A 26,243-nucleotide genomic window follows, 5' to 3' on the forward strand; every position below is an offset into this window, starting at 1 on the left:
AAGCCCCGCGACGGATGCCCCGCCGACGCGGCTCATCCCGCGCGTGAGATCTCCGCCCCGAGCGCCGCCATCAGCGGCTCGAACACCGGGAAAGAAGTGGCGATGGGCGCGCCGTCGTCCACCCGCACCGGCGCAGCGGTGGCCAGCCCAAGGATCAGGAAGGACATGGCGATGCGGTGATCGAGATGGCTCCGCGCCTCCGCCCCGCCCTTCACGCTGCCGTGGCCCCGGCCATGCACCGTCCACCAGTCCTCGCCCTCCTCGACCTCCACGCCATTGGCGCGCAGCCCCACGGCCATGGCGTCGATCCGATCGCTTTCCTTGACCCGCAGCTCCTTCACCCCGGGCATATGCGTCCTGCCCTCGGCAAAGGCCGCCACCACCGAGAGCACAGGGTATTCGTCGATCATGCTGGCGGCACGTTCGGGCGGCACCTCGATGCCCTTGAGATCCGGCGAGAAGCGCGCGCGCAGATCCGCCACCGGCTCGCCGCCCTCCTCACGCTCGTTCTCGAACGTCAGATCCGCGCCCATCTCGCGCAGGGTAAAGAACAGCCCCGCCCGCGTCGGGTTCAGCCCGATATTGGGCACCAGCACGTCCGAGCCCTCGCAGATCAGCGCCGCGCAGACCGGGAAGGCCGCCGAGGACGGATCGCGCGGCACGACAATCTCCTGCGACCGCAGTTCCGGCTGGCCGGTGAGCGTGATCACCCAGCCCTCGTTGGTCTCTTCGGTCGTCACCGACGCGCCGAACCCCGCCAGCATGCGCTCGGAATGGTCCCGCGTCGCCTCGCGCTCGATCACCACCGTTTCGCCCGGCGCCGCCAGCCCGGCCAGCAACACCGCCGATTTCACCTGCGCGGAGGGAACCGGCGTGGCATAGCGCACCGGCAGTGGATCGCGTGCGCCCAGAATGGTCATCGGTAGCCGCCCGCCCGAGCGGCCATAGGCCCGCGCCCCGAACAGCGCCAGCGGGTCGGTGACCCGCGCCATCGGCCGCTTGTTGAGGCTGGCATCGCCGGTAAAGGTCGCGGCGATGGGCGTGGTGGCCATCGCCCCCATGATCAGCCGCACGCCGGTGCCGGAATTGCCGCAATCGATCACCCGATCCGGCTCGGCGAAGCCGCCGACGCCGACGCCCTGCACATGCCAGGTATCGCCGCGCTTCTCGACCTCGGCCCCGAAGGCCCGCATCGCTTTCGCGGTGTCGAGCACGTCCTGCCCTTCCAGCAGCCCGGTGACCCGGGTCTCGCCCACCGCCATCGCGCCCAGGATCAGCGCCCGGTGCGAGATCGACTTGTCCCCCGGCACATGCGCCTCGCCGCGCAGCCCCGTGGACCGGCGCGCAATCATCGGTATGGCTTCCCCGTGGCTCGACATGACGCCCCCTCGTGTTATCGCTCGCGCGCCTGATAGCAGCCGCCCCGCGCGCCGTCCATCGCCCGCGCGGACCCCGAAGCCGTTTGAGTATTTTCCGGAAAGATGAAAGCAGGGCGCCGCACCCGGCCCTTCATCTTTCTGCAAATACTCCCGAACGACCTCACCGCCGTCGGAAGGTCAGGTAATGCGGCACGCGTCCCTCGCGCAGCGCCTTCTGCTCGTAGCGGGTCGAGAGCCAGTCATCCCAGGGCCGGCGCCAGTCCTCGGGCCGCTCCGCCAGCCAGTCGAACCCGGCTTTCGGCACCTCGACCAGCGTCTGGCGCACATAATCGGGAATATCCGTCGCCACGCGGAATATCGCGCCGGGCTTCAGCACCCGCGCCAGCGGCTCCAGATGCTCCTGCGTCACAAAGCGGCGCTTGTGATGGCGTTTCTTGGGCCAGGGATCGGGATAGAGCAGGAACGCCCGGTCGATGCTCGCCTCGGGCAGCACATCGAAGAGATTGCGCACATCGCCGGGATGCACCCGCACATTCTCGACACCCGCCGCGCGGATCTTGCCCAGCAGCATGGCGACGCCGTTCATGAAAGGCTCGCAGCCGATGATTCCCATATCCGGATGGGTGGCGGCCTGATGCACCATATGCTCGCCGCCGCCGAAGCCGATCTCCAGCCAGACCGGACGACCGCCGAACAGCGCCCCCAGATCCAGCGGCTTGCGCTCGGGGTTCTCCTCCCAGTCCACCGGTCCCGGCGAGAGCCCGGCCAGGTCCTCTTCGAGATAGGTCTCCTGCGACGCCTTCAGCGTCTTGCCGCGCACGCGACCGTAAAAATTGCGCCAGGGCGCGTCGGGATGTTTGTTCGAGCTCGTCATGGGCGCGCCGTTTAGCGGCAAGCTCCGCGCGGGGCAATCCCGCACGGGGCCGGTCTCACCGCCCCGGGGCCTGTGTCAGAGCTGATCGCGCATGTATTCTTCGTCATAGCCGTAGTCGCCATTCTCATAGGTCGGCCCCCCGTCCTCGAGCTCGGGATACTCCTGCTCAGGCTCCTCGCGCCCGCCCAATTCGACATCGCGCTCGACATCGTCCGGATTCATGAAAGGAAAAAGACCCGGATGTTCGCGGATGAGCAGCCTTTCCAGCCGCCACAGCCGTGCTTCCAGCTCGGCCAGCGAGGGGTCGCGCTCCTCGATATAGCGCTTGGCCGCGCGCATCGCCCGCTGCTTGGGAACGGTGGGCACCTGATCGAGCGAATAATGGAAGTTCCAGCGCGGCCCCCCGAGCCAGACCGCCGCAAACATGATCTTGGCGCGCTGGTCGGGCGTGCCCGAGGCGACGAGCGCGTCATAGAACATGCGGTGCACATCTTCCCAGCGACCGTTATGGAAATTCGCCCCGCCCTCGTTGCCGATGCCGCAATAGGCGTCGTGGATGGCGGCGGCATTGACATATTCCGGCGCCGTCGGCTGCCCGACGATGGCCACGAAGATCGCCGGAATGGAGGCGCCGTCGGTCAGCGTGCCCGGCGGCGCGAACCAGGTCTTGGTTCGCGCATCGATAAAGCGCAGCGGCTCGGCCAGGGGGAAGAACTGATACGGTCGCTTGGGCAAGGTCACAGGCCGGTCGACCACCTTCACCGGACTGTTTTCATAGGCGCAATTGCCGGGGCGCTGCGCACAGGTGATTTCGGAGAGGGCGCGCACCTCTTCGACATCTTTCATGGTAGGCGCGCAGGCGGTGAGCGCAAGAAAAGCGGCGCCCGCAAGGCTTGATCTCTGCATCGGATAATTCCTGAGGTTCTGAAAATGAAATCCCGAACCAAGACTATCGACATTTTGACCATTCGATCAAGAGCGCGGACGAGACCGAACACCGCCGGATGGCCCACCCGCAATTGACCGGGATCAAGGAACACATATAAAATTCGTGATGTCTCTCGCGGGAACGCGCAGCCAAGGAGAGACAGCCATGCTGAGACTTGCCGGAATCCTCTACTCTCTCATCGGAACCACGCTTGCGGGCAGCTTCATGATCGCCGCGCTGGTCACCGGGTACGACACGCTGATCCCGATTGTCGCCTCTGCGGCGGCAGGCGCCGTGGTCGCCCTGCCGGTGACCTGGTACGTGGCCAAGGCGATCTATTCGCCGAGCTGATCCAGCAGGCCGCGCGCGGCCACCTCGATGAGATCCAGCGCGCCGTCGAAATCGCGGGTGTAATAGGGATCGGGCACCTCGGTGGCGCCCGTCTCCGGCGCGTAATCGGTAAAGAGCCGCAGCTCGGCGCGCGCATCGGCGGGGCGCATCGCTGTGAGATTGGCCATGTTGCTCTCATCCATTGCGAGGATCAGATCGAAGCGAGCGAAGTCCTCCACGCTCACCTGCCGCGCGCGCAGCGGCGACAGATCGTAGCCCCGCGCCTGCGCCGCTTTCTGCATCGGCCCGTAGGGCGGCTCGCCGAGATGCCAGTCGCCCGTGCCCGCGCTGTCGATCTCGAGCGCCTCTCCGCGTTCTGACGCCATGGCGCGCAGCACACCCTCGGCAGAGGGCGAGCGGCAGATATTGCCGAGACAGACAAAGAGGATAGTTTGGGCCATGGGCGTCTCCTTTGCGCCTCTACCTAATGCGTCCGGACAGGGGGGAAAAGCATGGCCCGAAAGATCGTGATCCTGACAGGCGCGGGCATTTCCGCCGAAAGCGGGCTGGGCACCTTCCGCGACGAGGGCGGGCTCTGGGCGCAGCATCGGATCGAGGATGTGGCGACGCCGGAGGGCTTTGCCCGCGACCCAGGGCTGGTGCATCGCTTTTACAACACGCGCCGCGCGCAGGCGCTGGAGGCCGCCCCCAACCCCGCGCATGAGGCGCTGGCGAGGCTTCAGCGCGACTGGCCGGGCGAGGTGGTGATCGTCACCCAGAACGTCGACGCGCTGCACGAAAAGGCCGGCGCCGAGGCGATCCACATGCATGGCGAGCTTGCGGGCGCGCTGTGTTTTGCCTGCGGCCACCGCTGGCCGGCGCCGCTCGAAATGGTGCCTGGCACGCCCTGCCCGTCCTGCAACGCCCCCGCCGGGCGGCCCGATATCGTCTGGTTCGGCGAGATGCCCTATCACATGGAGATCATCGCGGAACATCTGCAAAGCTGCGATCTCTTCGCCGCGATCGGCACGTCGGGGCAGGTCTATCCGGCAGCGGGATTCGTCGAGGAGGCCGCGATGGCCGGCGCCGAGACGGTGGAGCTGAACCTTGCGGACAGCGGGATAAGCCGCGCCTTCGACGACCACCGCGTCGGCCCGGCGAGCAAGGTGGTGCCGGACTGGGTCGCGGAGCTGCTGGCGTCGCCTTAGCGCTGTCGGCGCCTCCGACGACTGGCGAAACTCTGCCTCAGGGGTCCGTCGACACCGGCGCAACGAAAGCCGGGTCCGGCGGCTGCCCGTGGGATGCCATCACGCCCTAGGAATCTCTTGATTTATCCCCGCCAAATCCGAAAGACCTCACAACTCAGCGTCTGCGTCACTAAAGCGGCAGCCCGCCCGAACGGGCAGCCGCTGGGCCCGGCGCCTTCGGCTTGCTTCCGGGCCTGAGAGCGAAGATTAGACAAGTCACTTAGGTGCGCACTTCTTGCCCACTGCCACCCGTCACATCCCGAATCCGTGCCAACAAAAAACCGCGCCCCGATGGAGCGCGGTTCTCTCTCGGCGTGGCAAAACCTTCAGTTCGTCATGCCGCCCATCTTGCCATGCTGCATGGCGTGATCCGGCTGGCGCTCCAGATCCACCGGGATCTCGACCATCATCTCGCCGGCCTTCTCGAAGGTCAGGGTAACGCTTAGCATCTTGTCCTGCTCGAAGGGCGCAGTGAGCCCCATGAACATCACATGATCGCCGCCGCGCGCCAGCGCGTGCGCGCCATGCGCGGGAATCACAAAGCCCTCCTCGACCTCGACCATGCGCATGACGCCGTTGTCACCGGCGATATGGGTGTGCAGCTCGACCTTGACCGCCGCGTCCGAGGCAACGGCGATCAGCCGGTCGTCCTCGTCGCCTGTGTTCTCGATCACCATGAAGGCGGCGCCGGTCTTGGCGCCGGCCATGGCGCTGCGGGCATAGGCATCCTGCACCGCGATCTCGGCAAAGGCAGGGGTGGCGAGCGCCAGCGCGCAGGCGCCGGCGAGAATCAGGGATTTCATTGTCGGAATGTCCTTTGGTCTGTCTGAATGTCGCTTGGGAGATCAGACAGCGGCAGGCGGATCGCGCGCCTGCGGCACCGGCACGCGCATCCCCTGCCCGCGCCGCGCGGCGAATTCCGGCGCCACGCGCAGCCAGAGCGGCAGGGCCTGCGGCGGGGTCCAGCCCCCGCCCGCCGCCGCGAACAGCGTCAAAAGCCCGTCCGGACAGACATGGCTGTGACCGACCGGATTGCCCTCGGCATCCACCATCACCGTGACCAGCCCCAGCCCGGAGCAGATCACGATCTCGCCCGCCGGCGCCGGCTGAGCACGCGCCACGGCCATCTGGTAGCCTGTCAGCGCAAGCACCAGGGCGAGAAAAAAGGCAGCCAGTGGATATCTTTTCCGGAACATCGGCCAAGAATTAGGCAAAGTGCCCCGGATTGTCACGCGACAAAAGGAAACAGCCCCGGCGCTGCGGGGCGCCAGGGCTGTGGATAAGCCTGTGGAGGCCGAATCAGCCCTGAGCGGCCTGTGCCTTGGCAATCTCTTTCTTCACCTTCAGCGCGTTTGCGCTGAGCTCGGTGTCCTTGGCTTTCGCCAGGAACTTGTCGAGCCCGCCGCGATGATCGACCGACCGCAGCGCGGAGGCCGAGATCCGCAGCTTGACGCCACGGCCAAGGGTTTCCGACTGAAGCGTCACATCGTTCAGGTTCGGCAGAAAGCGCCGCTTGGTCTTGTTGTTGGCGTGGCTTACGTTGTGACCCGTCATCGGGCCTTTGCCGGTCAGTTCGCATACGCGCGACATGGGTCCATCCTCATCGTCTCGGGGCGAAAATCCGGCTCTGGCAGTTCTGTGCCGTTCCTTCGCCAATATGAAAGGGCGCCACAGCGGCGCCCGGAAATCTGATCGGGCTTCTCTAGCCCCAAGCCCCCGGCGCGTCAAGCCCTTCTCCGGCAGGCTTTCACCCCTTGTTCACAACCGGCACCGCCGCCGCGCCGAGCGCGCTGAACCGCGCCGCGAGCGCCGGTCTGCCGTGCCGCTCGGCGACCCGGCGCATATGGTCGAAATAGCTCGGCGACAGGCGCCGCGCCGCCCGGTGTCCGGCGATCAGCCGCGCCGCATCGACACCGCCATGCACCAGCTCTGCCTGCATCTGCGGAAAGAACCCGCCCTGCCGCAGCACCCGCGTCGGCGGGTGCCCGCCCCCGGACAGCCGGCAGATGCGCAGGCGCGGAAAGATCACCTGGGCCAGCAGCGCGTGCCGCAGATCGTTGGCCACGAAGGGATCGCAGAGCACCGCACCGCGCAGCGCCGGGCTGCCATGCCGCGCCAGATCGCCGAGTGCCGCGTCGAATCCCTCCGCCTCGCGCCGATAGCGCCGGTCGAAGGGCACAAGCTCCGGCGCGATGGAGATCTGCGGCGAGATCGCGATCACATGCGCGATGTTCAGCGCCGCCGAAAACCGAAAGGCGCCGTAGCCGCCCATGGAAAACCCCATCGACACCACCCGGCGAAAGCGCGGCGCCAGCGCGCGCAGCACCGCCTCCAGCGCCTGTGTCTCGTCATTGACGAACCAGTCGTTCCAGCGGCTCTGGATATGCAGATGCGCATATCCTCGCGCGGTATAGGCGCGCACCGGGCGCACTGTATCGAAATCGCCGGGCTCGCCGATCCGCTGGCGGAAACTCACGAAAAGCCGCTTGTTGCCGCCCTTGAAGAGATCGGCCCGCAGCAGCGCGCCGTCGAAGACGCGCTCGCTCTTCATGCGCCGGGGGTCTCTCCCAGATAGGTCTCGAGCAATTCGTCGGCAGCGGCGGCGGCGCTGATCCCGCCCTCCTCCACCTGATGCGCCAGCGCCGTCATGGCGCCCTTGACCGGCTCGCGCCGCAGCCGCGCCAGCAGCCCCTCGCGCACCTCGGATTCGAACCAGAACCGCGCCTGCCCGGCGCGGCGCGCGGCGAAATGCCCGGTCTCGCGGCGCCATTCGGTCAGCGCCTGCATTTCCTCCCAGGCCTTCTGCAGGCCCTCCTCCTCCAGCGCCGAGACGGTCAGCGCCTTGGGAAAGCCCTGCGGATCCTGAGGCCGCTTGCGCAAGAGCCGCAGCGCGCCCGCGTAATCGGCGCAGGTGCGCGTGGCGGTGGCCTTGAGATCGCCATCGGCCTTGTTGATCAGGATGATATCGGCGGTCTCCATGATGCCGCGCTTCACCCCCTGCAACTCGTCGCCGCCCGCCGGCGCCAGCAGCAACAGGAAGAGATCCGACATCTCCGCCACCACGGTTTCCGACTGGCCCACACCAACGGTCTCGATGAGAATCACGTCGAAACCGGCGGCCTCGCAAAGCCCGATCGCCTCGCGGGTGCGCCGCGCCACGCCGCCCAGATGCGATTGCGCGGGCGAGGGCCGGATAAAGGCATTGGGGTCGCGCGACAGCCGCTCCATCCGGGTCTTGTCGCCGAGGATCGAGCCGCCCGACCGCGCCGAGGACGGATCCACCGCCAGCACCGCCACCTTCAGCCCCTGCGCCGTCAGCATCATGCCGAAGGCCTCGATAAAGGTGGATTTCCCCACCCCCGGCGTGCCCGAAAGCCCGATGCGCAGCGCCTCGCGCCCGGCGCCGCGCAGCTTTTCCAGCAGCTCCCGCGCCGCCGCCCGGTGATCGGCCCGCCCGCTTTCCACCAGCGTGATCGCCCGCGCCAGCGCGCGCCGCTCGCCTTTCAGAATGCGTTCCGCCAGATCGCCGATATCCATGCCGTCCACCTCGTCAATTCCGCCTCCGAAATGACCCGCCCCGCGCCGCGATGTCCACCCCCCTGCCGGCGCCTGTGCGTCTTCTCTTTCACAAATACGCAAAATGCCTCCGCCGCCACGCTCGCGCCCATCCGCCGCGATGGACCCTGCCCGCCACATGCGCCATAAGCCGCGCCATGGACCGCCTGCCCATCGACGCCGCCCTGCCCGAGCTGATATCCGCCCTGCGCGATGCGGGCCGCGCCGTGCTGCAAGCCCCGCCCGGCGCCGGCAAGACCACCCGCGTGCCGCTCGCCATGCTGGAGGCCGGCCTCACGCCGCAAAAGATCGTCATGCTGGAGCCGCGCCGCCTCGCCGCCCGCGCCGCCGCCGCGCGCATGGCCGAGACGCTGGGCGAGGCCGCGGGGCAAACCGTCGGCTACCGCATCCGCGGCGAGGCCAAGGTCTCGAAAGCCACCCGCATCGAGGTGGTGACCGAGGGCATCCTCACCCGCATGATCCAGTCCGACCCGGAGCTTTCCGGCATCGGCGCGGTGATCTTCGACGAGTTCCACGAACGCTCGCTCAATGCCGATCTCGGCCTCGCGCTTTGCCTGGAAATCGCCGGCGCCCTGCGCGACGACCTGCTCCTGCTGGCGATGTCGGCGACGCTCGACGCCCAGCCGGTGGCCGATCTCATGGCCGCCCCCATCGTCACCTCCGAGGGCCGCGCCTTCCCGGTCGAGACCCGCTGGCTCGACGCGCCCCTGCCCAAGCGCCAGCGCTTCGAAGACGCCATGGCCGATCTCATCGCCCGGGCCGCATCCGAGACCGAGGGCGGCATTCTCGCCTTCCTGCCCGGCGAGGGCGAGATCCGACGCACCCAGGCGCTGCTGGCCAGGCGCCTGCCGAAAGACATCCAGATCCGTCCGCTCTTCGGCGCCATGGAGTTCGCCGCCCAGCGCGCCGCGATCCGCCCCGAGACGCAGGGCCGCAAGCTGGTGCTGGCCACCGCCATCGCCGAAACCTCGCTCACCATCGAGGATATCCGCGTGGTGGTGGACGGTGGCCGCGCCCGCCGCGCCCGCTTCGATCCGGGCTCCGGCATGGCGCGGCTGGTGACCGAGCGCGTCACCCGCGCCGAGGCCACCCAGCGCGCGGGCCGCGCGGGGCGTGCCGCGGAAGGCACCGCCTACCGGCTCTGGACCAGGGGCGAAGAGGGCGCGCAGCTCGCTTATCCGCCCGCCGAGATCGAAAGCGCCGATCTCGCCGCACTGGCGCTGGAGCTGGCGCTCTGGGGGGCGGCGCCCGAGGATCTGCCCTTCCTCACCCCGCCCAATCCCGGCGCCTATGCGGAGGCGCAGGCGCTCTTGCGGATGCTCGGCGCACTCGATGCCGAGGCGCGCATCACCGCCCATGGCAAGGTGCTGGCCGCCCTGCCGCTGCATCCGCGCCTCGCCCATATGCTGGCGCTGGCCGGCCCCGCCGCCGCGCCGCTGGCGGCGCTGCTCTCCGATCGCGACCCGCTCACCAGCGCGCCCTCCGACCTCACCCTGCGGCTCGAAGCGCTCACTGATCTGCGCCGCTTTACCGAGACGCGGCCACATGGCGTCAATCGCGGCGCGCTGGAGCGCATCAAATCCGAAGCCCGGCGGCTGAGCGCGCGGGCGAAGAGCCTCCGTAAGGAGGCGATGAGCCCCGCCGCCATGGCCGCGCTCGCCTATCCCGACCGTATCGGGCTGCGCCGCAAGGGCGATGCCCCGCGCTACCAGCTCTCCGGCGGCAAGGGCGCTGTGATGGACGAGGCCGATCCGCTGGCCTCGGCGCGCCTGATCGTGGTCACCGATACCGACGGCAACCCGCGCGAGGCCCGCATCCGCCAGGCGATCCGGATCACCGACTCCGAGCTGCGCGACCTCTTCGCCGATCAGATCCGCTGGGAGGATAGCTGCGCCTGGTCGAAACGCGAGCGCCGCGTCATCGCGCGGCGGCAGGAACGCCTCGGCGCCATCGCGCTCGACGACCGCATCTGGAAAGACGCGCCGCCCGACGCCATCGCCCGCGCCATGCTCGACGGGGTGCGCGATCTCGGCCTCACGCTCTCCGACGCCGCCCGCCGCTTCTCTGCCCGCGTCGCCATCGCCCGCGACGGCGGGCTCGACCTGCCCGAAATGTCCGACCCCGCGCTTCTGGACACGTTAGAGGAGTGGCTGCTGCCCTATCTCACCGGGGTCAAGACCGCCGAGGACTGGAAACGGTTCGACCTGCTGCCCGCGCTGCGCGCCCGGCTCGACTGGGGCCAGATGCAGGCGCTCGACACGGCGGTGCCCGGCAAGTTCACCACCCCGCTCGGACGCGACATCCCCATCGACTATTCCGGCGAGCACCCGGAAATCTCGCTGCGCCTGCAAGAGATGTTCGGCCAGCGCAGCCACCCGACGGTCGGCAACACGCCGCTGCGCGTCACCCTGCTCTCCCCGGCCCGGCGCCCGGTGCAGACCACGATGGACCTGCCCGGCTTCTGGGACGGCTCCTATGCGGATGTGCGCAAGGACATGAAGGCGCAATACCCCAAACACCCCTGGCCCGAGGACCCGCGCGAGGCCGACCCGACCCTGCGCGCCAAACCGCGCGGGCGGTGAGCGACGCGCGAGCAGGCTCGGCGCAGCGCAACGCCACCGTTTTTTTTGAGTATTTTTAGAAAGATGAAGACCCGGGTCAGTCCCACCACGGGCCGTGCGGCGCGTCTTTTCCATCGACCCGGTCGAAGCCGTGATGGCCGAAGAAATCGCGCTGCGCCTGGATCAGTGCCGCCGTGCCGCGCGGCTGGCGCATCGTGTCCCAGAAGCTCAGCGCCGAGCCCAGCACCGGCAGCGGGAACCCGGCTCCGATGGCCTGCGCCACGAGGCGGCGCAGCGCCGGGATGCCGCGCGCGAAGGTCTCGGCAAAGCCCGGCGCCAGGATCAGCTGACCCTCCGGCGCGCCGTCGCGGAACGCCGCCGCGATATCGTCGAGCAATTTCGCGCGGATGATGCAGCCCGCCCGCCAGATCTCGGCGATCCGCGCGAAATCGAGCTGCCAGCCATACTCCTCCGAGGCAGCACCGAGAATCCGGAATCCCTGCGCATATTCCAGCACCCGTGCCGCCAGCAGCGCCGCCTCCAGATCGTCCGGCACCACCTCCAGCGCGCCGCGTTCGCTTCCGAACGCCTCCCCGGCCCGTTCGCGCAGCGGCTTTTCCGCCGACCAGGCGCGCGCGGCCACAGCCCCCTCGATCATCGTCGCCGACTGGCCGAGCCGCACCGCCTCGATGGCGGTCCAGCGGCCCGTGCCCTTCTGGCCGGCGCGGTCGAGAATGGCATCCACCATCGGCCCGGCCCCCAGCGGATCGTCATGGCGCAGCACCTCGGCGGTGATCTCGTAGAGATAGCTGCCGAGCGGCCCCGCGTTCCAGGCCGCGAAGCGCTCCGCCACCTCGTCCACCGACAGCCCCGCGCCAAAGCGCAGCAGGTCGTAGGTTTCCGCGATCATCTGCATGTCGGCATATTCGATGCCGTTATGCACCGTCTTGACGAAATGCCCCGCCCCGTCCGGCCCCATGCGGTCGACACAGGCCGCGCCCCCGAAGCGCGCGGCGATGGCGGTCAGGATCGGTTTCAGCCCCGCCCAGCTCTCTTCCGAGCCGCCGAACATCATCGACGGCCCGTGCCGTGCGCCGTCCTCGCCGCCGGACACGCCCATGCCGACGAAATGCAGCCCCGCCGCCGCCATCCGCTCTGTGCGCCGGATGGTATCGTGAAAATCCGCATTGCCCGCGTCGATCACCGTATCGCCGGGATCGAGCAGCGGGATCGCCTCGTCCAGCATGTCGTCGATCGGCCTCGTCGACGGGATCATCGCCAGCAGCAGCCGGGGCCGCGGCAGCGCCGCGATCAGCGCCGGCAGATCGGGCGCGGAGGTGACATCGCCAGCAAACGGCGCGGCGCGGGAGGCAAAGGCCTCGATCAGATCGTCGGTCCGGTTCGAGACCGCAATGGCGATGCCCTGCTCGGCCATATTGAGCGCCAGCGCCGAGCCCATCGTGCCCAGCCCGTAAATTCCGATCTTCGGCTCCGCCATCTCTGCCTCCTTGCGCGTGACAGCGCTAACCTAGCTATCCCGCCGCTGCCGGCAATACGCATTCGCGCACAGCCGCCCTTCGCGCGCGCCCTCAAGGAAAAGGCGCGGAGACATCCGCCCCGCGCCCTGTGTATCTTCTCTTTGGCAAATACGCCGCCGTAGCCGTGCCACGGACGGCACCTGCGCATCAGGTCGGCTCAGCCGCCCACGCACCAGCGCATGATCGCCTTTTGCGCGTGCAGCCGGTTCTCGGCCTCGTCCCAGATCACCGATTGCGGCCCGTCCATCACCTCCGAGGTCACTTCTTCCCCGCGATGCGCCGGCAGGCAATGCATGAAGAGCGCGTCCTTGCCCGCCGCCTCCATCAGCTTTTCGTTCACCTGATAGGGCCGCAGCATATTGTGGCGCCGCTCGCGGGCGCTCTGCGCATCATGCATCGAGACCCAGGTATCGGCGACCACCAGATCGGCGCCCTCGACCGCCTTGAACGGATCGCGCTCGATGGTGACGGTGCTGCCAGCGTTGCGCGCCAGCCCGACGAATTCCATCTCGGGATCGAGCTGCACCGGGCCGGTGAAGGTGAGGTCGAAGCCGAACTGTCCCGCCGCGTGTAGGAAGGAGGCACAGACATTGTTGCCGTCGCCGCACCACACCACCTTCTTGCCGGCGATGGGGCCGCGATGCTCTTCGAAGGTCATCACATCGGCCATGATCTGGCAGGGATGCGTGCGGTCGGTCAACCCGTTGATCACCGGCACCGTGGCGTATTCCGCCATCTCGGTGAGCACGCTCTCGTCGAAGGTCCGGATCATGATCATGTCGACAAAGCGCGACATCACCCGCGCGGTATCCGCGATGGTCTCGCCATGGCCGAGCTGCATGTCGCTGCCCGAGAGCACCATGGTCTGCCCGCCCATCTGGCGCACACCCACGTCGAAGGAGGTGCGCGTCCGGGTGGAGGGTTTCTCGAAGATCAGCGCGACCATATGGTCCTTGAGCGGCAGATCGTCGTCTTTGGCGGCCTTGGGGCGACCGTTGCGGGCGGTCTTGATCGCCCTGGCGCTGTCGATGATCTCCCGCAGGGCAGTCTTGTCGGTTTTGTGGATGTCCAGAAAATGGTTCATGATCGTATCGCTTTTTTCGGAGGGGGTGGCGGGGCGCTGCCCCCTGCCCCCGGAACGGGTCCGGGGGCATTCCCCCGGGATATTTAGAGCCAATGGAAACGCTCAGGCGGTTTCCAGCGCGGAGGCGGCGGCATCGAGACGGGCGATGGCCTCGGCGATCTCGTCATCCGAGATCGTCAGCGCCGGCAGCAGGCGGACCACATTGTCGGCGGCGGGCACGGTGATCACCAGCGCCTCGTAACCGGCCTTGACGAAATCCGCCGGGGCCGGCTTGACCTTGAGCCCCAGCATCAGGCCAGAGCCGCGCACCTCCTCGAAGATGTCGGGATGCGCCGCGACCAGCCCTTCGAGCTTCTGCCGCAGGAAGCCGGCCTTGCGGTTGACCTCCGCCAGAAACTCCGGCTCGGCGATGTGATCCATCACCGCGCAGCCGACGGCGCAGCCCAGCGGGTTGCCGCCATAGGTCGAGCCATGGGTGCCGGCGGTCATGCCGGAGGCCGCCTCTTCGGTGGCCAGCACCGCGCCCAGCGGGAAGCCGCCGCCGATGCCCTTGGCCACCATCATGATGTCGGGGACGATCCCCGCCCATTCATGGGCGAAGAGCCGCCCCGTGCGGCCCATGCCGCACTGCACCTCGTCGAGCACCAGCAGGCAGCCCTTTTCGTCGCAAAGCGCGCGGATCGCCTTCAGCTCGTCGTCGGGCAGCGGCCGGATGCCGCCCTCGCCCTGGATCGGCTCCAGCAGCACGGCGGCGGTATTGTCGTCGATGGCGTCTTTCAGCGCGTCGAAATCGCGCCAGTCGAGATGTTTGAAGCCGGGCAGCAGCGGGCCGAAGCCCTTGACCATCTTCTCCGAACCGGCGGCGGCGATCCCCGCCGAGGACCGGCCATGGAACGAGCCGCTGAACGCGATGATATCGGTCTTTTCGGGCAGGCCTTTGTCATACCAGTATTTCCGCGCCATCTTGACCGCCAGCTCGCAGGCCTCGGTGCCGGAATTGGTAAAGAAGACCGTGTCGGCGAATGTCGCCCCCACCAGCTTGTCGGCCAGCGCCTGTTGCTGCGGGATCTCGTAGAGGTTCGAGACATGCCAGAGCTTGCCCGCCTGCTCGGTCAGCGCCGCGACCAGCGCGGGATGGGCATGGCCCAGCGCGTTCACCGCGATGCCGCTGCCCAGATCGAGGAAGCGGCGCCCGTCTTCCTCCACCAGCCAGGAGCCTTCGCCCTTCACGAAGTGCAGGGGCGCGCGGGTATAGGTGGGCAGGACGGACGGGATCATTGAGAAATCCTCAGCATAGGAGGCCCGATAGGTGCCAAGGGCTTGGGGCCAAGTCAAGTTTTATGGGATTGTGACGTGCAACGGGGCGCCGTCCCTTGCGGGAGGCGGGAAAGAGGAGCGCTCAGGCTCGTCGGATTCGGGTCGCGTGCGTCATGGGATGTGCTGATACAGGATCGGCGGGAATTGGCAAGGGGGTCTGACAGGGCAGAGCCGGCCATGCGGGCCATTCCAATGCAGGCTCGCGGCGGATGATGGTAATGTTCGGCAAGGCCGCCGCCCCTGTACCGGCCCCTCGCCGCTGCGAAAGACGACCTACGTGATTGCCGCGGACCGCCCCGTATTTGCGCCATATCCGCAACGCGGCGGCACAGGCGACACCCCGGCCTGCCCGCGCAGTTCGGGAAATGTGGATATTCCCCATATCCCGCAGGAAATTCGACAATGCCCAATTAGACTTGAAATAAAATTCCTTTTTATATACGAATAATTACCAAAGAATTTCGCGCCATACTCTGCGCCGGACATGGCGAATGACCGGTGGCGCTTTCCGCCCTGTCATCCCAGCATTGCGGGATCGTCTCAATTCAGAGGAGGGCCGACGCTATCGAAAGAAAAGCCAGTGCGGATCCGGACTTTCGGACCTGGTCGATAGGGCTTGCGGGGGTCTGCGCCGCGATTGCGCTGCTGGACCTGTTCCTCGGCTGGCTTGTCGGCATCGACTTTTTTGTACGGTTGCGGCCCGACTATCCGGCGATGGTTCCCGGCACGGCAATCTGCCTGCTTCTGGGCAGCGCCGGAACCGTGGCAAAGACACAGCGGGACGGCAGGTTTTCGGCAATCAGCTCGGCCTGCGGCGCGGTGATCCCGATCATCGTTCTTCTGACCTATGTGGTGCCGGCCTTCGATTTCGGGCCGGATGCCATGTCGATCGGTACGGCGGTGGCCAGCCTTTCGGTGGCGGCCTGCCTGCTATTCGGCCATTTTATATATCGCGGCGATTTTATCACGTTGATGTCCGCGACACTCGGGCTGAGTGCCGTGGCGATTCCGCTGCTGGGCTATATCTTCAATGCCGAGGCGCTATTTTCCAATCCGATCTATACGAAAATGGCGCTGCATACGGCGGCGAGCTTTATGCTGCTCTTTCTCGCGCTGCTTCTGCTGATCCCGGAGACCGGCTGGATGCGGGTCGTCACCGCGCCGGAACGCGGCAGCCAGATGCTGCGCCGGCTGCTGCCCGTTCTGGTGCTCGGGCCGGTGGCGCTGACCGAGCTGGCGCTGATCGCCTCGCGCCGGAACATGCTGTCTCCCGATCTCCGTGCCGCGGTCCTGACATATGTCATGATCGCCGTGACCGCCAGCGCGGCCATATATTTCGCCCATCTGGTGAATCTCTCCGAGCGCCGGACCGCAGAGGCGGAACGCCGGCGGCGCGACAGCGAACGGGCACGGCAGGCCGTGGAGCTGGCCATGGAACGCGGCCAGAGGATCGAGTCGCTGGGCCGGCTGGTCGGCGGGGTCGCGCATGATTTCAACAACACGCTCGCGGTCATTGTCGGCAATCTGGAACTGCTGCAAAACGACAAGGACCAGCAGGCCCATGACCTCTATGTCGCCGAGGCGATCAGCGCCGCGAACCAGGCGGCACAACTCACCGGCCAGCTTCTGGCCTATGGCCGCAAGTCGCGGCTCAAACCCTCCGATGCGCACATAGACGAGCTGGCGCGCGAGGCGGTGCGGATGTTCGAGCGGCTCTGCCCGGCCAATATCACGGTCGACCTGCGCTTCGCCGCGCCGCAGGCGGTGATCCATGTGGACGAGTCGGGCTTTCGCCAGGCGCTGCTGAATATTCTCATCAACGCGCGCGACGCCCAGCCCGATGGCGGTCGTATCAAGCTTTCCACCGCGATCGAACGGCACGGTCAGGACAACGTGACCGGCTTCGCGACCCAGGAAGAACTCTGGCCGGGCCTTTTTGCGGTGGTTGCGGTTGCAGATAGCGGGCCGGGCATGGTGCCGCAGACGCTGGCGCTCGCAACCGACCCGTTCTTTACCACCAAGCCGGTCGGAGAGGGAACCGGGCTGGGCCTTTCGGTCGCCTCGGGCTTTTGCCGGCAATCCGGCGGCGGTCTGTCGCTGGAAAATGCGGAAGGCGCCGGGCTGGTGGTCAAGATGGCCTTCCCGCTTGCCGACTGTGTCGGAGCGGTCGATGTCGCGGCGGACACCGATCTGCAAAGCGCAACGCTCGGGCTCGTGCGGCGGATCCTCGTGGTGGAGGACGAGGCGCAGGTGCAGCAGGTCATGATGCGCCAGCTCACCCTTGACGGGCACGAGGTCGAGCTGTGCGCCTCGGGCCAGGAGGCGCTCGATCTGCTGCAAAGCGGTTACCGGCCCGACCTGGTCATCACCGACCTCGCCATGCCCGGCCCGATCCAGGGCGGCGCGCTATCGCGCAGGATCCGGGCGGAGTATCCCGGGATACATGTCATCCTGATGTCGGGCTACGAATCTCCCCGCCAGAAACTGGAACGCGAAAGCGGCGAGCGCTTTCTGCAAAAGCCGATCAACTGGCAGGTGCTGCGCGAGGTCGTGGCCTCGATACCGAAATCGTCGCAGGATAGCTGATCCGGGTCGGGATGCGCGAGGAAACGCCCCGCCTCACCTCGTCTCAGCCGAATACCGCCTGCGGATACCCCACCCCCATCAGATAGAGCCCGTGCGGCGGGCAGACCGGCCCGCAGGCAGCGCGGGCGCGGGCCTCCAGCGCCGTCTGCACCTCCTCCGGCGCCCAGCTCCCCGCACCGACCCGCTCCAGCGTGCCCACGATGCTGCGCACCTGATTGTGCAGGAAGCTGCGGGCGCGGAGCGAGAAGTGGAACTCCGTGCCCGCGCCGGTCTCGACCTGCGCGATACGGATCTCGTCCAGCGTCTTCACTGGAGAGGCCGCCTGGCACATGGTCGAGCGGAAGGTGGTGAAATCGTGCAGACCGATGAGATGCGCGGCCCCCGCCCGCATCGCCCCGAGGTCGAGCGGGTTCATCACCCGCCAGACCTGCCCCGCCTCCAGCGTGCAGGGCGCGCGGCGCACGAGCAGGCGGAAGAGATAGCGCCTCTCCACCGCCGAGAACCGCGCGTGCCAGTCGTCATCCACCGCGACACAGGCGCGGATCGCCACCGGCGCGGGTTTGAGGTGAAAGTTCAGCGCCTCGGAGAGCCGGAACGGATCCCAGTCCTTCGCCATGTCGCAATGGGCCACCTGCCCGCGCGCATGCACGCCCGCATCGGTGCGCCCGGCGGCGGCAATCGTGTGGTCGCGCGGTTCAAGCTTTGCCAGCGCAGCCTCGATCGCGCCCTGCACCGAGGGCTGATCCGCCTGCCGCTGCCAGCCCGCAAAGGGACGACCGTCATATTCCACCAAAAGCGCGTATCTGGGCATATCCGCCCCTTAGCCCCTCCGTCCGTGTCCGGCAATCCCCACCCTTGCGCATCCGTGCCGGGACGGGTTGAGAAATTGTAACAGTTTCACTACACAGCGCCGATCCATGACCAAGCCCTAGGTAGCCCTGCTGTGTTCGCCCGTCTCTGGAAACGCTACATCGCCCCGGTTCTGAGCCGCCCGCCGCGGTTTCAGGTGGCAGCGCTTTGCTACCGTCACGGCGAAACCGGTCCCGAGGTTCTGATGATCACCTCGCGCACGACGAAACGCTGGATCATTCCCAAGGGCTGGCCGATCCATGGCACCGATGGCGGCGGCACCGCGCTTCAGGAGGCCTGGGAAGAGGCCGGGGTGAAGCCGCGCGGCGGCCGGCCCCTGCGCATCGGGCGCTACCGCTATCACAAGGTGCTGAGCGGCGGTCTCCCGATCATGACCGATGTCGATGTCTATGCCATCGAGGTCGAGAAGCTCTATGAAACCTTTCCCGAAGCCGGCGAACGCCAGCGCCGCTGGATGACGCCCGAGGAGGCCGCCGAGCTGGTCGACGAGGACCAGCTCAAGGCGCTGCTGCGCGATCTGCCGGAACTGCCGGACAGCAAGCGCCGGGGCTGAGCCCCACGCGCCCGCGCCATCAAGGACGACACTTTCCGTGCCACAGGACAGCCCCAGCCATCAGTGGAAAACACTGGACCAGGACCTCAACCGCCTGTCGCGCCTCGAGGCCGCCACCATGTACAGCGCCAGGCCGCTGGTCGGGGTCGGCGTCTCGCTGGTCTTCGTCACGCTGGCAGCGCTGGCGGCGGCGCTCTTCACCGGTGGCGAGCCGCAGGGGCTCGCGGTGGTCGTAGCGGCGGCCTTCGGCGCCTATATGGCGCTGAATATCGGCGCCAATGACGTGGCCAACAATATGGGCCCGGCGGTGGGCGCCAAGGCGCTGTCGATGCTGGGTGCCATCGCCATCGCGGCGATCTGCGAAAGCGCCGGCGCGCTGTTGGCGGGCGGCGATGTGGTCTCGACGATCTCCAAGGGCATCATCGACCCGCAGGGGCTGGCGGACGGACGGGTCTTCGTCTGGGCAATGATGGCGGCGCTGCTCTCAGCCTCGATCTGGGTGAACATCGCCACCTGGATCGGCGCGCCGGTCTCGACCACCCATTCCGTCGTCGGCGGGGTCATGGGCGCGGGCATCGCGGCGGCGGGGCTCGGCACGGTGAGCTGGCCCACGATGGGCGCCATCGCGGCAAGCTGGGTGATCTCGCCGCTGCTGGGCGGGGTGATCGCGGCGGCGATGCTGGCCTTCATCAAGTGGCGGGTGATCTATGTCGCCGACAAGATCGCCGCCGCGCGGGTCTGGGTGCCGGTGCTGATCGGCGTGATGAGCGCCGCCTTCGCCACCTATCTCTCGATCAAGGGGCTGAGCCATGTGATGAAGATCGGCCTGCCGCTGGCGCTGGGGATCGGCGCGGCGGCGGGTGTTCTGGTCTGGCTGATCTCGATGCCCTTCATCCGCCGGCAATCGCGCGGGATGGAGAACCGCAACCGCTCGCTCAAGACGCTGTTCCGGCTGCCGCTGGTGGTCTCGGCGGGGCTCCTGTCCTTTGCCCATGGCGCCAATGATGTGGCAAATGCCGTGGGACCGCTGGCCGCCGTGGTCTATGCCCAGCAATCGGCGGAGGTCGCGGGCGAGGTGTCGATTCCGCTCTGGGTGATGGTGATCGGCGCGCTGGGGATCTCCTTCGGTCTGGTGCTCTTCGGCCCCAAGCTCATCGGCATGGTGGGCAGCCAGATCACCAAGCTCAACCCGATGCGCGCCTATTGCGTGGCGCTCTCGGCGGCGGTGACGGTGATCGCCGCCTCCTGGCTCGGCCTGCCGGTCAGCTCCACCCATATCGCCGTGGGCGGGGTGTTCGGCGTCGGCTTCTTCCGCGAATGGTACATGGAGCGCCGCGCCCGCCGCATCGCCGACACCCGCCCGGCGGCACAGCGCATCGCCCGGCAGGAACGCGCCCGGCGCAAGCTGGTGCGGCGGTCGCATTTCATGACCATCGTCGCGGCCTGGGTGGTCACCGTGCCCGCCGCGGCGCTGCTTTCGGCGCTTTGCTTCTGGCTGCTTCAAGGCCTGGGCTTCTGAGCTCTCTGCCCGCGCCGCGCCCGGACAAAGACGGCAGCCCCAAATGAAAACGCCCCGCGCGGACTGCGCGGGGCGTTTGCGTTCAACAGGGATGACCCGCGGATCACATGCGCGAGGCGACGTTTTCCCAGTTCACCAGGTTGTCGAGGAAGTTGGCCAGATAGGCCGGGCGCTTGTTGCGGAAGTCGATGTAGTAGGAATGCTCCCACACGTCGCAGCCCAGCAGCGCGGTCTGGCCGAAGCAGAGCGGGTTCACGCCGTTTTCGGTCTTGGTGATCTTCAGGGCACCGTCGGTGTCCTTCACCAGCCAGGCCCAGCCCGAGCCGAACTGGCCGGCGCCGGCGGCCGAGAAATCTTCCTTGAATTTTTCGATCGTGCCGAAGGCCTCCTTCAGCGCCGCTTCCAGCTCAGACGGCATGCCGGTCTCGTCGCCGCCCATCATTTCCCAGAACTGGGTGTGGTTCCAGTGCTGCGAGGCGTTGTTGAAAAGGCCGCTCTGTGCCACGGCGCCGGCTTCATAGGTGCCGGTCACGATCTCTTCGAGGCTCTTGCCCGCCCACTCGGTGCCATCGACCAGCTTGTTCAGCGTGGTCACATAGGTGTTGTGGTGGATGTCATGGTGGTATTCCAGCGTCTCCTTGGACATGCCCTTGGAGGCGAGAGCGTCATGTGCATAGGGAAGATCGGGAAGTTCGAACGACATTGAGATATCCTCTTGGCGTTGAGTGAATTTGCACGACATTCCTAGACCCGCTGGACGCGAGGTCAAGTCAGTCCTTGGAAAAACGTACCGGGATGCGGAATGTTCCACGACCCGTGACCGGGGCAGTCAGGCGGGGTGAAACCCGACCTCTCCGCCGGGCTCTGCCGCCACGCTCATCGCGCGGAAGGCATAGTCTGCGACCGAACGGAACACAAAGACCTGCGCCTCCTCCGGCCCGCGCAGCCAGAAGCCGGCGGCGACCTGCGCCAGCCGCGAACGTCGGAGATCGCCGGGCGCAAAGGCCCCGGGCGCCATGTCGGCGGGGGTGATCTTTGACAGCACGTCGCGCAGATGCGGGCCGCGCAGGCGGAAATGCGCCCGCATGTCGGAGACATCGGCGGCGAGCAGGATCCAGTTCGGAAAGGTCTCCTCAAGCCGCGCCAGCATCCCGGGCACCTCGTCATAGGGCAGCAGGAGCAAGAGCTCGTCCGGCGACATCCAGAGCAGCGCGCGCTCGCCCTCCGCCGTAGCCTTGAGCGGCTCGGGAAAGCCGAGCCCCAGCAGCCCGGTGAGCTTTGCGCGGTAATCGTCGGAAAACTCGCAGCGCAGGGCGATCTGGCCCAGCGGCGGCAGCGCCTCGATCTCGACCAGCCCGTCGCTATGGGCGCCCTGCATCGGGGCCATGACCTCAGACATTCTGTTTCTCCCCTTCCGGATCGTAGAAGACCGGGCTGACGATGCGCGCCTCGACCACCGAAGGCTTCTCATCGGTCGGGTCCTGATCTTCGGCGGTGAAGGCCAGCACCTCGCCCATGCGCTCGGGCCCGTGCTTGACCAGGCCCATGGCGATGCCCTTTTCCAGCGTCGGCGACCAGTAGGTCGAGGTCACACGGCCCTGAACGTTGCGTTGTCCGTTGGCGTTGCGCCCCGGCGCGATGGCATAGGCGCCGTCCGGCAACACCGTGCCGTCGAGCGTCTCCAGCCCGACGAGCTGCCAGCGGTCGCCGCGCGCCATGTCCTCGCGCGCCTGGGCGCGCTTGCCGAGGAAATCCTCTTTCTTCTTCGAGATCGCCCAGGAGAGGCCGAGATCCTGTGGGATCACCGTGCCGTCGCTCTCGTCGCCGATCATGATAAAGCCCTTTTCGGCGCGCATCACATGCAGCGCCTCGGTGCCGTAGGGGGTGATGTTCCACTCCGCCCCGGCCTCCAGCAGCTTGCCCCAGAAGGCGCGGCCACGGTTGGCGGGCACAGCGATCTCGTAGCTGAGTTCACCGGAGAAGCTGATCCGGTAGACCCGCACCGGCGTGTCGGCGAGCGTCCCGTCGGCCCATTGCATGAAGGGCAGCGTTTCCTTGCTGACATCCATGCCGCCGAGCTTTTCCAGAAGGTTACGGGCATTGGGACCGACCACGGCAATCTGGGCGTATTGCTCGGTGAGATTGGTCGTGAGAACCTTCCAGTCCCACCATTCGCATTGCAGCCAGTCTTCCATATGGGCGTGGACGTGATCGGCGCCGCCGGAGGTGGTGTGGCAAAGCCAGCTATCCTCGCTGAGGCGCACGACGACGCCGTCATCCATCAGAAAGCCGTTTTCGCTACACATCAGCCCGTAACGGCATTTGCCCACCGGTAGGGTCGACATCATGTTGGTATACATCATGTCGAGGAATCTGCCCGCGTCCGGCCCTTTGACAAGGATCTTGCCAAGCGTCGATGCATCAAGAATTCCAAGGCTTTGCCGCGTAGACTTAATCTCGCGCTTGACGGCATCGTGCTTGGTCTCGCCCGGGCGCGGATAGCAATACGGGCGGCGCCAGTGGCCGACCGGCTCCCAGGCGGCATTGTTCGATTCGTGCCAGTCATGCATTGGCGTGCGGCGCAGCGGCTGGAAGATCTCGCCCCGTGCCTCGCCGGCGATGGCGCCGAAGCTGATCGGCGTGTAAGGCGGGCGAAAGGTGGTCGTGCCGACCTGCGGCACCGGTGTGCCGAGCGCATCAGAAAGAACGGCCAGACCGTTGATATTAGAAAGCTTTCCCTGATCGGTCGCCATGCCCAGCGTGGTGTAGCGCTTGGTGTGTTCAACGCTTTCGTAGCCCTCGCGCGCGGCGAGCTGCACGTCGGAAACCTTGACGTCGTTCTGGTAGTCGAGAAACGCCTTCATGCGCAGCCCGGCATGGGCGCCCTGCGGCATCAGCCAGACGGGCGCGAGCGGCGCCTCCTTCGTGGCCTCGGCCTGCGGCGCGGCCTCACTGGCCTTATGGCCCAGCGCCTCGGCGGCCGCGACCGCGGCCTTCTCGGCTTCGGCCAGCGTGTCGGAAAGGTGGAACGCGCCGTTCGCCGCCCCGGCCACGCTCACGAAGGGCGCGCCGTCGGCACCGGTGGGTGCGCGGGAGGGATCGGGGCGGAAGAAGGCGCCGGCCTCGTCCCAGGCAAGCTTGCCGCCGCAATGCGACCACAGATGCACCACCGGCGACCAGCCGCCGGACATCGCCACCGCGTCGCAGGGGATTTCTTCCAGCACCGCGCCCTCGCCGGCCTGAAGGCAGGTGGCCACGCCCGTCACACGCTTGCCGCCCAGCACCTTGGCGATGCCGCGCCCGGGCTCTACCCGGATGCCCAGCGCCCTGGCCTCCCCCATCAGCGCGCCGCCGCCCAGCGGGCGTGCGTCGAGAATGGCTGGCACATCGAGCCCGGCCTGTTTCAGCGCGATGGCGGTGCGGTAGCCGTCATCGTTATTGGTCACCACCACGGTGCGGTCGCCGGCGGAAACGCCGTAATTCACCACATAATCGCGCAGCGCCGAGGCCAGCATGACGCCCGGCACATCGTTGCCGGCAAAGCTCAGCGGACGCTCGATGGCGCCGGTGGCGGCAAGGATCTGCTTGCAGCGAATGCGCCAGAGCCTGTGGCGCGGCCCCCTGGCGCCGGGCTTGTGATCGGTGACGCGCTCATAGCCCAGCGCATAGCCGTGATCGTAGACGCCCGCCCCCATGCAGCGCAGGCGCAGGCGCACATTGTCCATCGCCTCCAACTCGGCCACGGTCTTGGTCACCCAGTCTTCGGGGGCCATGCCGTCGATGCTGCCGCCATCGACCGGTACACGACCGCCCCAATGGGCGCCCTGCTCGATCAGCAGCACCTGCGCGCCGGCGGCCCCGGCGGCCTTTGCAGCCTGCAAGCCTGCGACGCCGCCGCCGACGATCAGCAGATCGACATGGGCGTGGAAATGCTCGTAGCGGTCGGCGTCGCGCACCTCCGGATGCGGCGCCTTGCCGAGGCCCGCCGATTGCCGGATCACCGGCTCGTAGAGATGTTTCCAGAAGGCGCGCGGCCAGAGGAAGGTCTTGTAATAGAACCCCGCCGGCAGGAAACGCGCCAGGGCCGCGTTGACCTCGCCGACATCGAATTCCAGGCTCGGCCAGTGGTTCTGACTGTCGGCGACCAGCCCGTCGAAGAGCTCGGTCGTGGTGGCGCGCTGGTCGGGTTCGAACCGCGCGCCCTGCCCGAGCCCCACCAGCGCGTTGGGCTCTTCGGCGCCGGAGGCCACCAGCCCGCGCGGGCGGTGATATTTGAAGCTGCGGCCCAGCAGCATCTGATCGTTGGCGAGCAGCGCCGAAGCCAGCGTATCGCCCGCGAAGCCGGTGAAGCGCTTGCCGTTGAAGGTGAAGCCGATCTGTTTCGACCGGTCGGTGAAGCGGCCGCCCTTGGCCAGTCGCGTGCTCATCGCTCGGACCTCGTGATGCTGGCGCCGGCGGAGCCTCCGGCGGGAGTATTTGTCGAAAGATGAAGGATCATGCGCTTTGTGCCCGGTCCGGGTGACGCCGCGCGATGCGGTCGAGGATCTCCTGCGGCGGGCTGTGGGTCTGGGCGGCATAGGTGCCGTAGACCTCCATCGTCACGCTGTCGCGCGCGGCGAGGAACCACTTGCCGCAGCCATAAGCATGGCGCCAGCGCTCCAGCACCACGCCGCGCGGGTTGTCACGGGTGAAGAGATAGGTCTCGAAATCGGCGTCGGAGCTGCCCGGGCCTTCGCGTTTCAGATGCGCCTCGCCGCCGGGGGCAAGCTCGATCTCGGCGGCGTCGATGCCGCAGCAGGGACAATGCAGGCTCAGCATGGAAGGGCTCCTAATCCGGATCCAAAACGCGAAAACCCGACCGCCGCGCTATGCCGCGCGGGGCCGGGTCCGATGAGGGAAAATGTTTTCGGGAGGTCGGCGTTACTGACCGTCGGTTGCCTCTTCGGCAGCGCCTTCGATGGCATTGGCCGCACCTTGCAGCGCGTTGCCGGCATCGTCGACCGCGTCGCCCGCGCCTTCGATGGTGACGGTGACATCGTCGCCGGACTCGCCGGACACGCTCTCGGCACCGCCGAACACGACAAAGCCGATGACCGCCACCACGACAACGAGAATGCCGACGATGAAGGCCAACCCGGTGCTGCCGCCGGAGCCTGTCGTGGTTGTGGTCGTGGTGGTGTTGTTGCGGGGCGGCGTATCGGCGTGATCGGACATGTGAGCGTTCCTGTGCAGTTTCGAACTGCACTGGCAACGCGCCGTGCCGGAGCTCCGTTCCATCCGCGTTTCGCCCCATTGGCGGTATTTCGCCCATATACTCGCGCAAATTCCGGGCAGTTTCGAATTTTCGCGGGCTTTTTTGCCCAGCCTTGCGCTGCGTTAAACGTGCGGGGGGCGTTGCCGCTTACGCTAACGGCGAGGCAACAAGAAAGGGCAGAATGATGGGCAGACTGATGACCCTGACACTGACGAGTCATCGCGGGCGGCAGTATCCGGTGGAGCTGTTTTCGCGCGATACCGTCTTTACCGATACCGGCGCGGTTTACCTGTTCCTGCGCGCGCCCGAGGGGCGCTCGGTGCAGGCGCAGGTGCTCTATGCGGGCGAGACCGGCGCCATGGGCCGCCAGATGATCGAGGACCGACGCCCGGGCGGCCCGTGGGAGCGCGCCGAGGCCATGGGCTTCGACACCATCGGCGGGCTGGCGCTGGCGCGTCCCGAGGACAGGGCAATGATCGCGCAGGAATTCATCCATAGCTGGCACCCGCCCTGCAATGACGGCCACGGCGCACTGGCCGGCCTCGTGGGGCTGGTGGCGCCGGCGCCGTTCCAGATGAAGCGGGCGATCGGCGGCAAGTGACGGATCCCCGCTGGCGCTATGCCGGT

Annotated in this window: 25 protein-coding genes; 7 read left to right on the forward strand and 18 right to left on the reverse strand. The window is 67.3% G+C overall.

Features of this window, described 5'->3' with window-relative positions; translation table 11 throughout:
- Positions 1-32: 32 nt before the first annotated feature.
- From aroA to I6N89_RS13870, 3 genes are all read right to left on the reverse strand, one after another.
- Complete coding sequence (aroA, locus tag I6N89_RS13860; RefSeq protein WP_207019031.1) at positions 33-1,379, reverse strand: 3-phosphoshikimate 1-carboxyvinyltransferase; 1,347 nt, start codon at positions 1,377-1,379, stop codon at positions 33-35.
- Positions 1,380-1,539: 160 nt separating this feature from the next.
- On the reverse strand, positions 1,540-2,253 hold the full coding sequence (gene trmB / locus I6N89_RS13865; protein ID WP_207019032.1) for a tRNA (guanine(46)-N(7))-methyltransferase TrmB: 714 nt from the start codon (positions 2,251-2,253) through the stop codon (positions 1,540-1,542).
- Positions 2,254-2,328: 75 nt separating this feature from the next.
- Positions 2,329-3,099 carry a DUF1353 domain-containing protein gene (locus I6N89_RS13870; RefSeq protein WP_236016630.1) on the reverse strand — a complete coding sequence of 257 codons (771 nt, stop codon included), beginning with the start codon at positions 3,097-3,099 and terminating at the stop codon, positions 2,329-2,331.
- Between the two features lie 247 nt (positions 3,100-3,346).
- On the opposite strand from I6N89_RS13870, the gene I6N89_RS13875 reads away from it, so the two are divergent.
- Positions 3,347-3,532 (forward strand): CTP synthetase, encoded by a 186-nt coding sequence (locus tag I6N89_RS13875; RefSeq protein ID WP_207019034.1) that lies wholly within the window; start codon positions 3,347-3,349, stop codon positions 3,530-3,532.
- On the opposite strand, the gene I6N89_RS13880 is transcribed toward I6N89_RS13875, so the two are convergent.
- Entirely contained in the window at positions 3,517-3,972 is a 456-nt protein-coding gene (locus I6N89_RS13880) for a low molecular weight protein-tyrosine-phosphatase (RefSeq protein WP_207019035.1), read from the reverse strand. The genes I6N89_RS13875 and I6N89_RS13880 overlap by 16 nt on opposite strands.
- Before the next feature lie 51 nt (positions 3,973-4,023).
- Between I6N89_RS13880 and I6N89_RS13885 the strand changes: the two genes are divergently transcribed.
- A complete protein-coding gene (locus I6N89_RS13885) occupies positions 4,024-4,719 on the forward strand; it encodes an NAD-dependent deacylase (RefSeq protein WP_207019036.1) in 696 nt (231 codons plus the stop codon).
- A 365-nt stretch (positions 4,720-5,084) separates the two neighbouring features.
- On the opposite strand, the gene I6N89_RS13890 is transcribed toward I6N89_RS13885, so the two are convergent.
- The 5 genes from I6N89_RS13890 to meaB all read right to left on the reverse strand — a co-directional run bounded on the left by I6N89_RS13890 (position 5,085) and on the right by meaB (position 8,295).
- The gene (locus I6N89_RS13890) at positions 5,085-5,561 is read right to left on the reverse strand and encodes a copper chaperone PCu(A)C (RefSeq protein WP_207019037.1); all 477 of its coding nucleotides are present in this window, start codon (positions 5,559-5,561) and stop codon (positions 5,085-5,087) included.
- 42 nt (positions 5,562-5,603) lie between these two features.
- Positions 5,604-5,885 (reverse strand): hypothetical protein, encoded by a 282-nt coding sequence (locus I6N89_RS13895; protein WP_236016631.1) that lies wholly within the window; start codon positions 5,883-5,885, stop codon positions 5,604-5,606.
- A 172-nt stretch (positions 5,886-6,057) separates the two neighbouring features.
- Positions 6,058-6,348: a 50S ribosomal protein L28 gene (gene rpmB, locus I6N89_RS13900; protein ID WP_207019039.1), complete on the reverse strand. Its 291-nt coding sequence runs from the start codon at positions 6,346-6,348 to the stop codon at positions 6,058-6,060.
- Positions 6,349-6,505: 157 nt separating this feature from the next.
- Positions 6,506-7,309 (reverse strand): alpha/beta hydrolase, encoded by an 804-nt coding sequence (locus tag I6N89_RS13905; protein WP_207019040.1) that lies wholly within the window; start codon positions 7,307-7,309, stop codon positions 6,506-6,508.
- The gene (meaB, locus tag I6N89_RS13910) at positions 7,306-8,295 is read right to left on the reverse strand and encodes a methylmalonyl Co-A mutase-associated GTPase MeaB (protein ID WP_207019041.1); all 990 of its coding nucleotides are present in this window, start codon (positions 8,293-8,295) and stop codon (positions 7,306-7,308) included. Before meaB ends, I6N89_RS13905 begins: the two co-directional genes overlap by 4 nt.
- Positions 8,296-8,471: 176 nt before the next feature.
- Between meaB and hrpB the strand changes: the two genes are divergently transcribed.
- Complete coding sequence (gene hrpB, locus I6N89_RS13915; RefSeq protein WP_207019042.1) at positions 8,472-10,916, forward strand: ATP-dependent helicase HrpB; 2,445 nt, start codon at positions 8,472-8,474, stop codon at positions 10,914-10,916.
- Positions 10,917-10,992: 76 nt separating this feature from the next.
- Here hrpB and gndA read toward each other — a convergent pair whose 3' ends face one another.
- The 3 genes from gndA to I6N89_RS13930 all read right to left on the reverse strand — a co-directional run bounded on the left by gndA (position 10,993) and on the right by I6N89_RS13930 (position 14,795).
- On the reverse strand, positions 10,993-12,393 hold the full coding sequence (gene gndA / locus I6N89_RS13920) for an NADP-dependent phosphogluconate dehydrogenase (protein ID WP_207019043.1): 1,401 nt from the start codon (positions 12,391-12,393) through the stop codon (positions 10,993-10,995).
- A 197-nt stretch (positions 12,394-12,590) separates the two neighbouring features.
- Positions 12,591-13,517, reverse strand: a complete 927-nt coding sequence (gene argF / locus I6N89_RS13925; RefSeq protein ID WP_207019044.1) for an ornithine carbamoyltransferase — start codon at positions 13,515-13,517, stop codon at positions 12,591-12,593.
- 102 nt (positions 13,518-13,619) lie between these two features.
- The gene (locus I6N89_RS13930) at positions 13,620-14,795 is read right to left on the reverse strand and encodes an aspartate aminotransferase family protein (protein WP_207019045.1); all 1,176 of its coding nucleotides are present in this window, start codon (positions 14,793-14,795) and stop codon (positions 13,620-13,622) included.
- 537 nt (positions 14,796-15,332) lie between these two features.
- On the opposite strand from I6N89_RS13930, the gene I6N89_RS25765 reads away from it, so the two are divergent.
- Positions 15,333-17,420 (forward strand): response regulator, encoded by a 2,088-nt coding sequence (locus I6N89_RS25765; protein ID WP_207019046.1) that lies wholly within the window; start codon positions 15,333-15,335, stop codon positions 17,418-17,420.
- A gap of 43 nt (positions 17,421-17,463) precedes the next feature.
- Here I6N89_RS25765 and truA read toward each other — a convergent pair whose 3' ends face one another.
- Positions 17,464-18,231 carry a tRNA pseudouridine(38-40) synthase TruA gene (gene truA, locus I6N89_RS13940; protein ID WP_207019047.1) on the reverse strand — a complete coding sequence of 256 codons (768 nt, stop codon included), beginning with the start codon at positions 18,229-18,231 and terminating at the stop codon, positions 17,464-17,466.
- Positions 18,232-18,363: 132 nt separating this feature from the next.
- On the opposite strand from truA, the gene I6N89_RS13945 reads away from it, so the two are divergent.
- Together I6N89_RS13945 and I6N89_RS13950 are read left to right on the forward strand one after the other, a co-directional pair.
- Positions 18,364-18,843, forward strand: a complete 480-nt coding sequence (locus tag I6N89_RS13945) for an NUDIX hydrolase (RefSeq protein ID WP_207019048.1) — start codon at positions 18,364-18,366, stop codon at positions 18,841-18,843.
- Between the two features lie 37 nt (positions 18,844-18,880).
- A complete protein-coding gene (locus I6N89_RS13950) occupies positions 18,881-20,362 on the forward strand; it encodes an inorganic phosphate transporter (protein WP_207019049.1) in 1,482 nt (493 codons plus the stop codon).
- A 103-nt stretch (positions 20,363-20,465) separates the two neighbouring features.
- Here I6N89_RS13950 and I6N89_RS13955 read toward each other — a convergent pair whose 3' ends face one another.
- The 5 genes from I6N89_RS13955 to I6N89_RS13975 form a co-directional block, all read right to left on the reverse strand.
- Positions 20,466-21,065: a superoxide dismutase gene (locus I6N89_RS13955; RefSeq protein WP_207019050.1), complete on the reverse strand. Its 600-nt coding sequence runs from the start codon at positions 21,063-21,065 to the stop codon at positions 20,466-20,468.
- Between the two features lie 126 nt (positions 21,066-21,191).
- Positions 21,192-21,761: a sarcosine oxidase subunit gamma gene (locus tag I6N89_RS13960; RefSeq protein ID WP_207019051.1), complete on the reverse strand. Its 570-nt coding sequence runs from the start codon at positions 21,759-21,761 to the stop codon at positions 21,192-21,194.
- Complete coding sequence (locus tag I6N89_RS13965; RefSeq protein WP_207019052.1) at positions 21,754-24,789, reverse strand: sarcosine oxidase subunit alpha family protein; 3,036 nt, start codon at positions 24,787-24,789, stop codon at positions 21,754-21,756. The genes I6N89_RS13960 and I6N89_RS13965 overlap by 8 nt, the downstream gene beginning before the upstream one ends.
- 67 nt (positions 24,790-24,856) lie before the next feature.
- Positions 24,857-25,180 carry a sarcosine oxidase subunit delta gene (locus tag I6N89_RS13970; protein ID WP_207019053.1) on the reverse strand — a complete coding sequence of 108 codons (324 nt, stop codon included), beginning with the start codon at positions 25,178-25,180 and terminating at the stop codon, positions 24,857-24,859.
- A 102-nt stretch (positions 25,181-25,282) separates the two neighbouring features.
- Complete coding sequence (locus I6N89_RS13975; protein ID WP_207019054.1) at positions 25,283-25,576, reverse strand: hypothetical protein; 294 nt, start codon at positions 25,574-25,576, stop codon at positions 25,283-25,285.
- 221 nt (positions 25,577-25,797) lie between these two features.
- Here I6N89_RS13975 and I6N89_RS13980 point away from each other — a divergent pair, with 221 nt between their 5' ends.
- Complete coding sequence (locus I6N89_RS13980; RefSeq protein ID WP_236016632.1) at positions 25,798-26,217, forward strand: hypothetical protein; 420 nt, start codon at positions 25,798-25,800, stop codon at positions 26,215-26,217.
- The last annotated feature ends 26 nt before the right edge of the window (positions 26,218-26,243 follow it).

This window comes from Salipiger abyssi (assembly GCF_017311415.1).
In the GTDB taxonomy this organism is placed as follows: domain Bacteria; phylum Pseudomonadota; class Alphaproteobacteria; order Rhodobacterales; family Rhodobacteraceae; genus Salipiger; species Salipiger abyssi_A.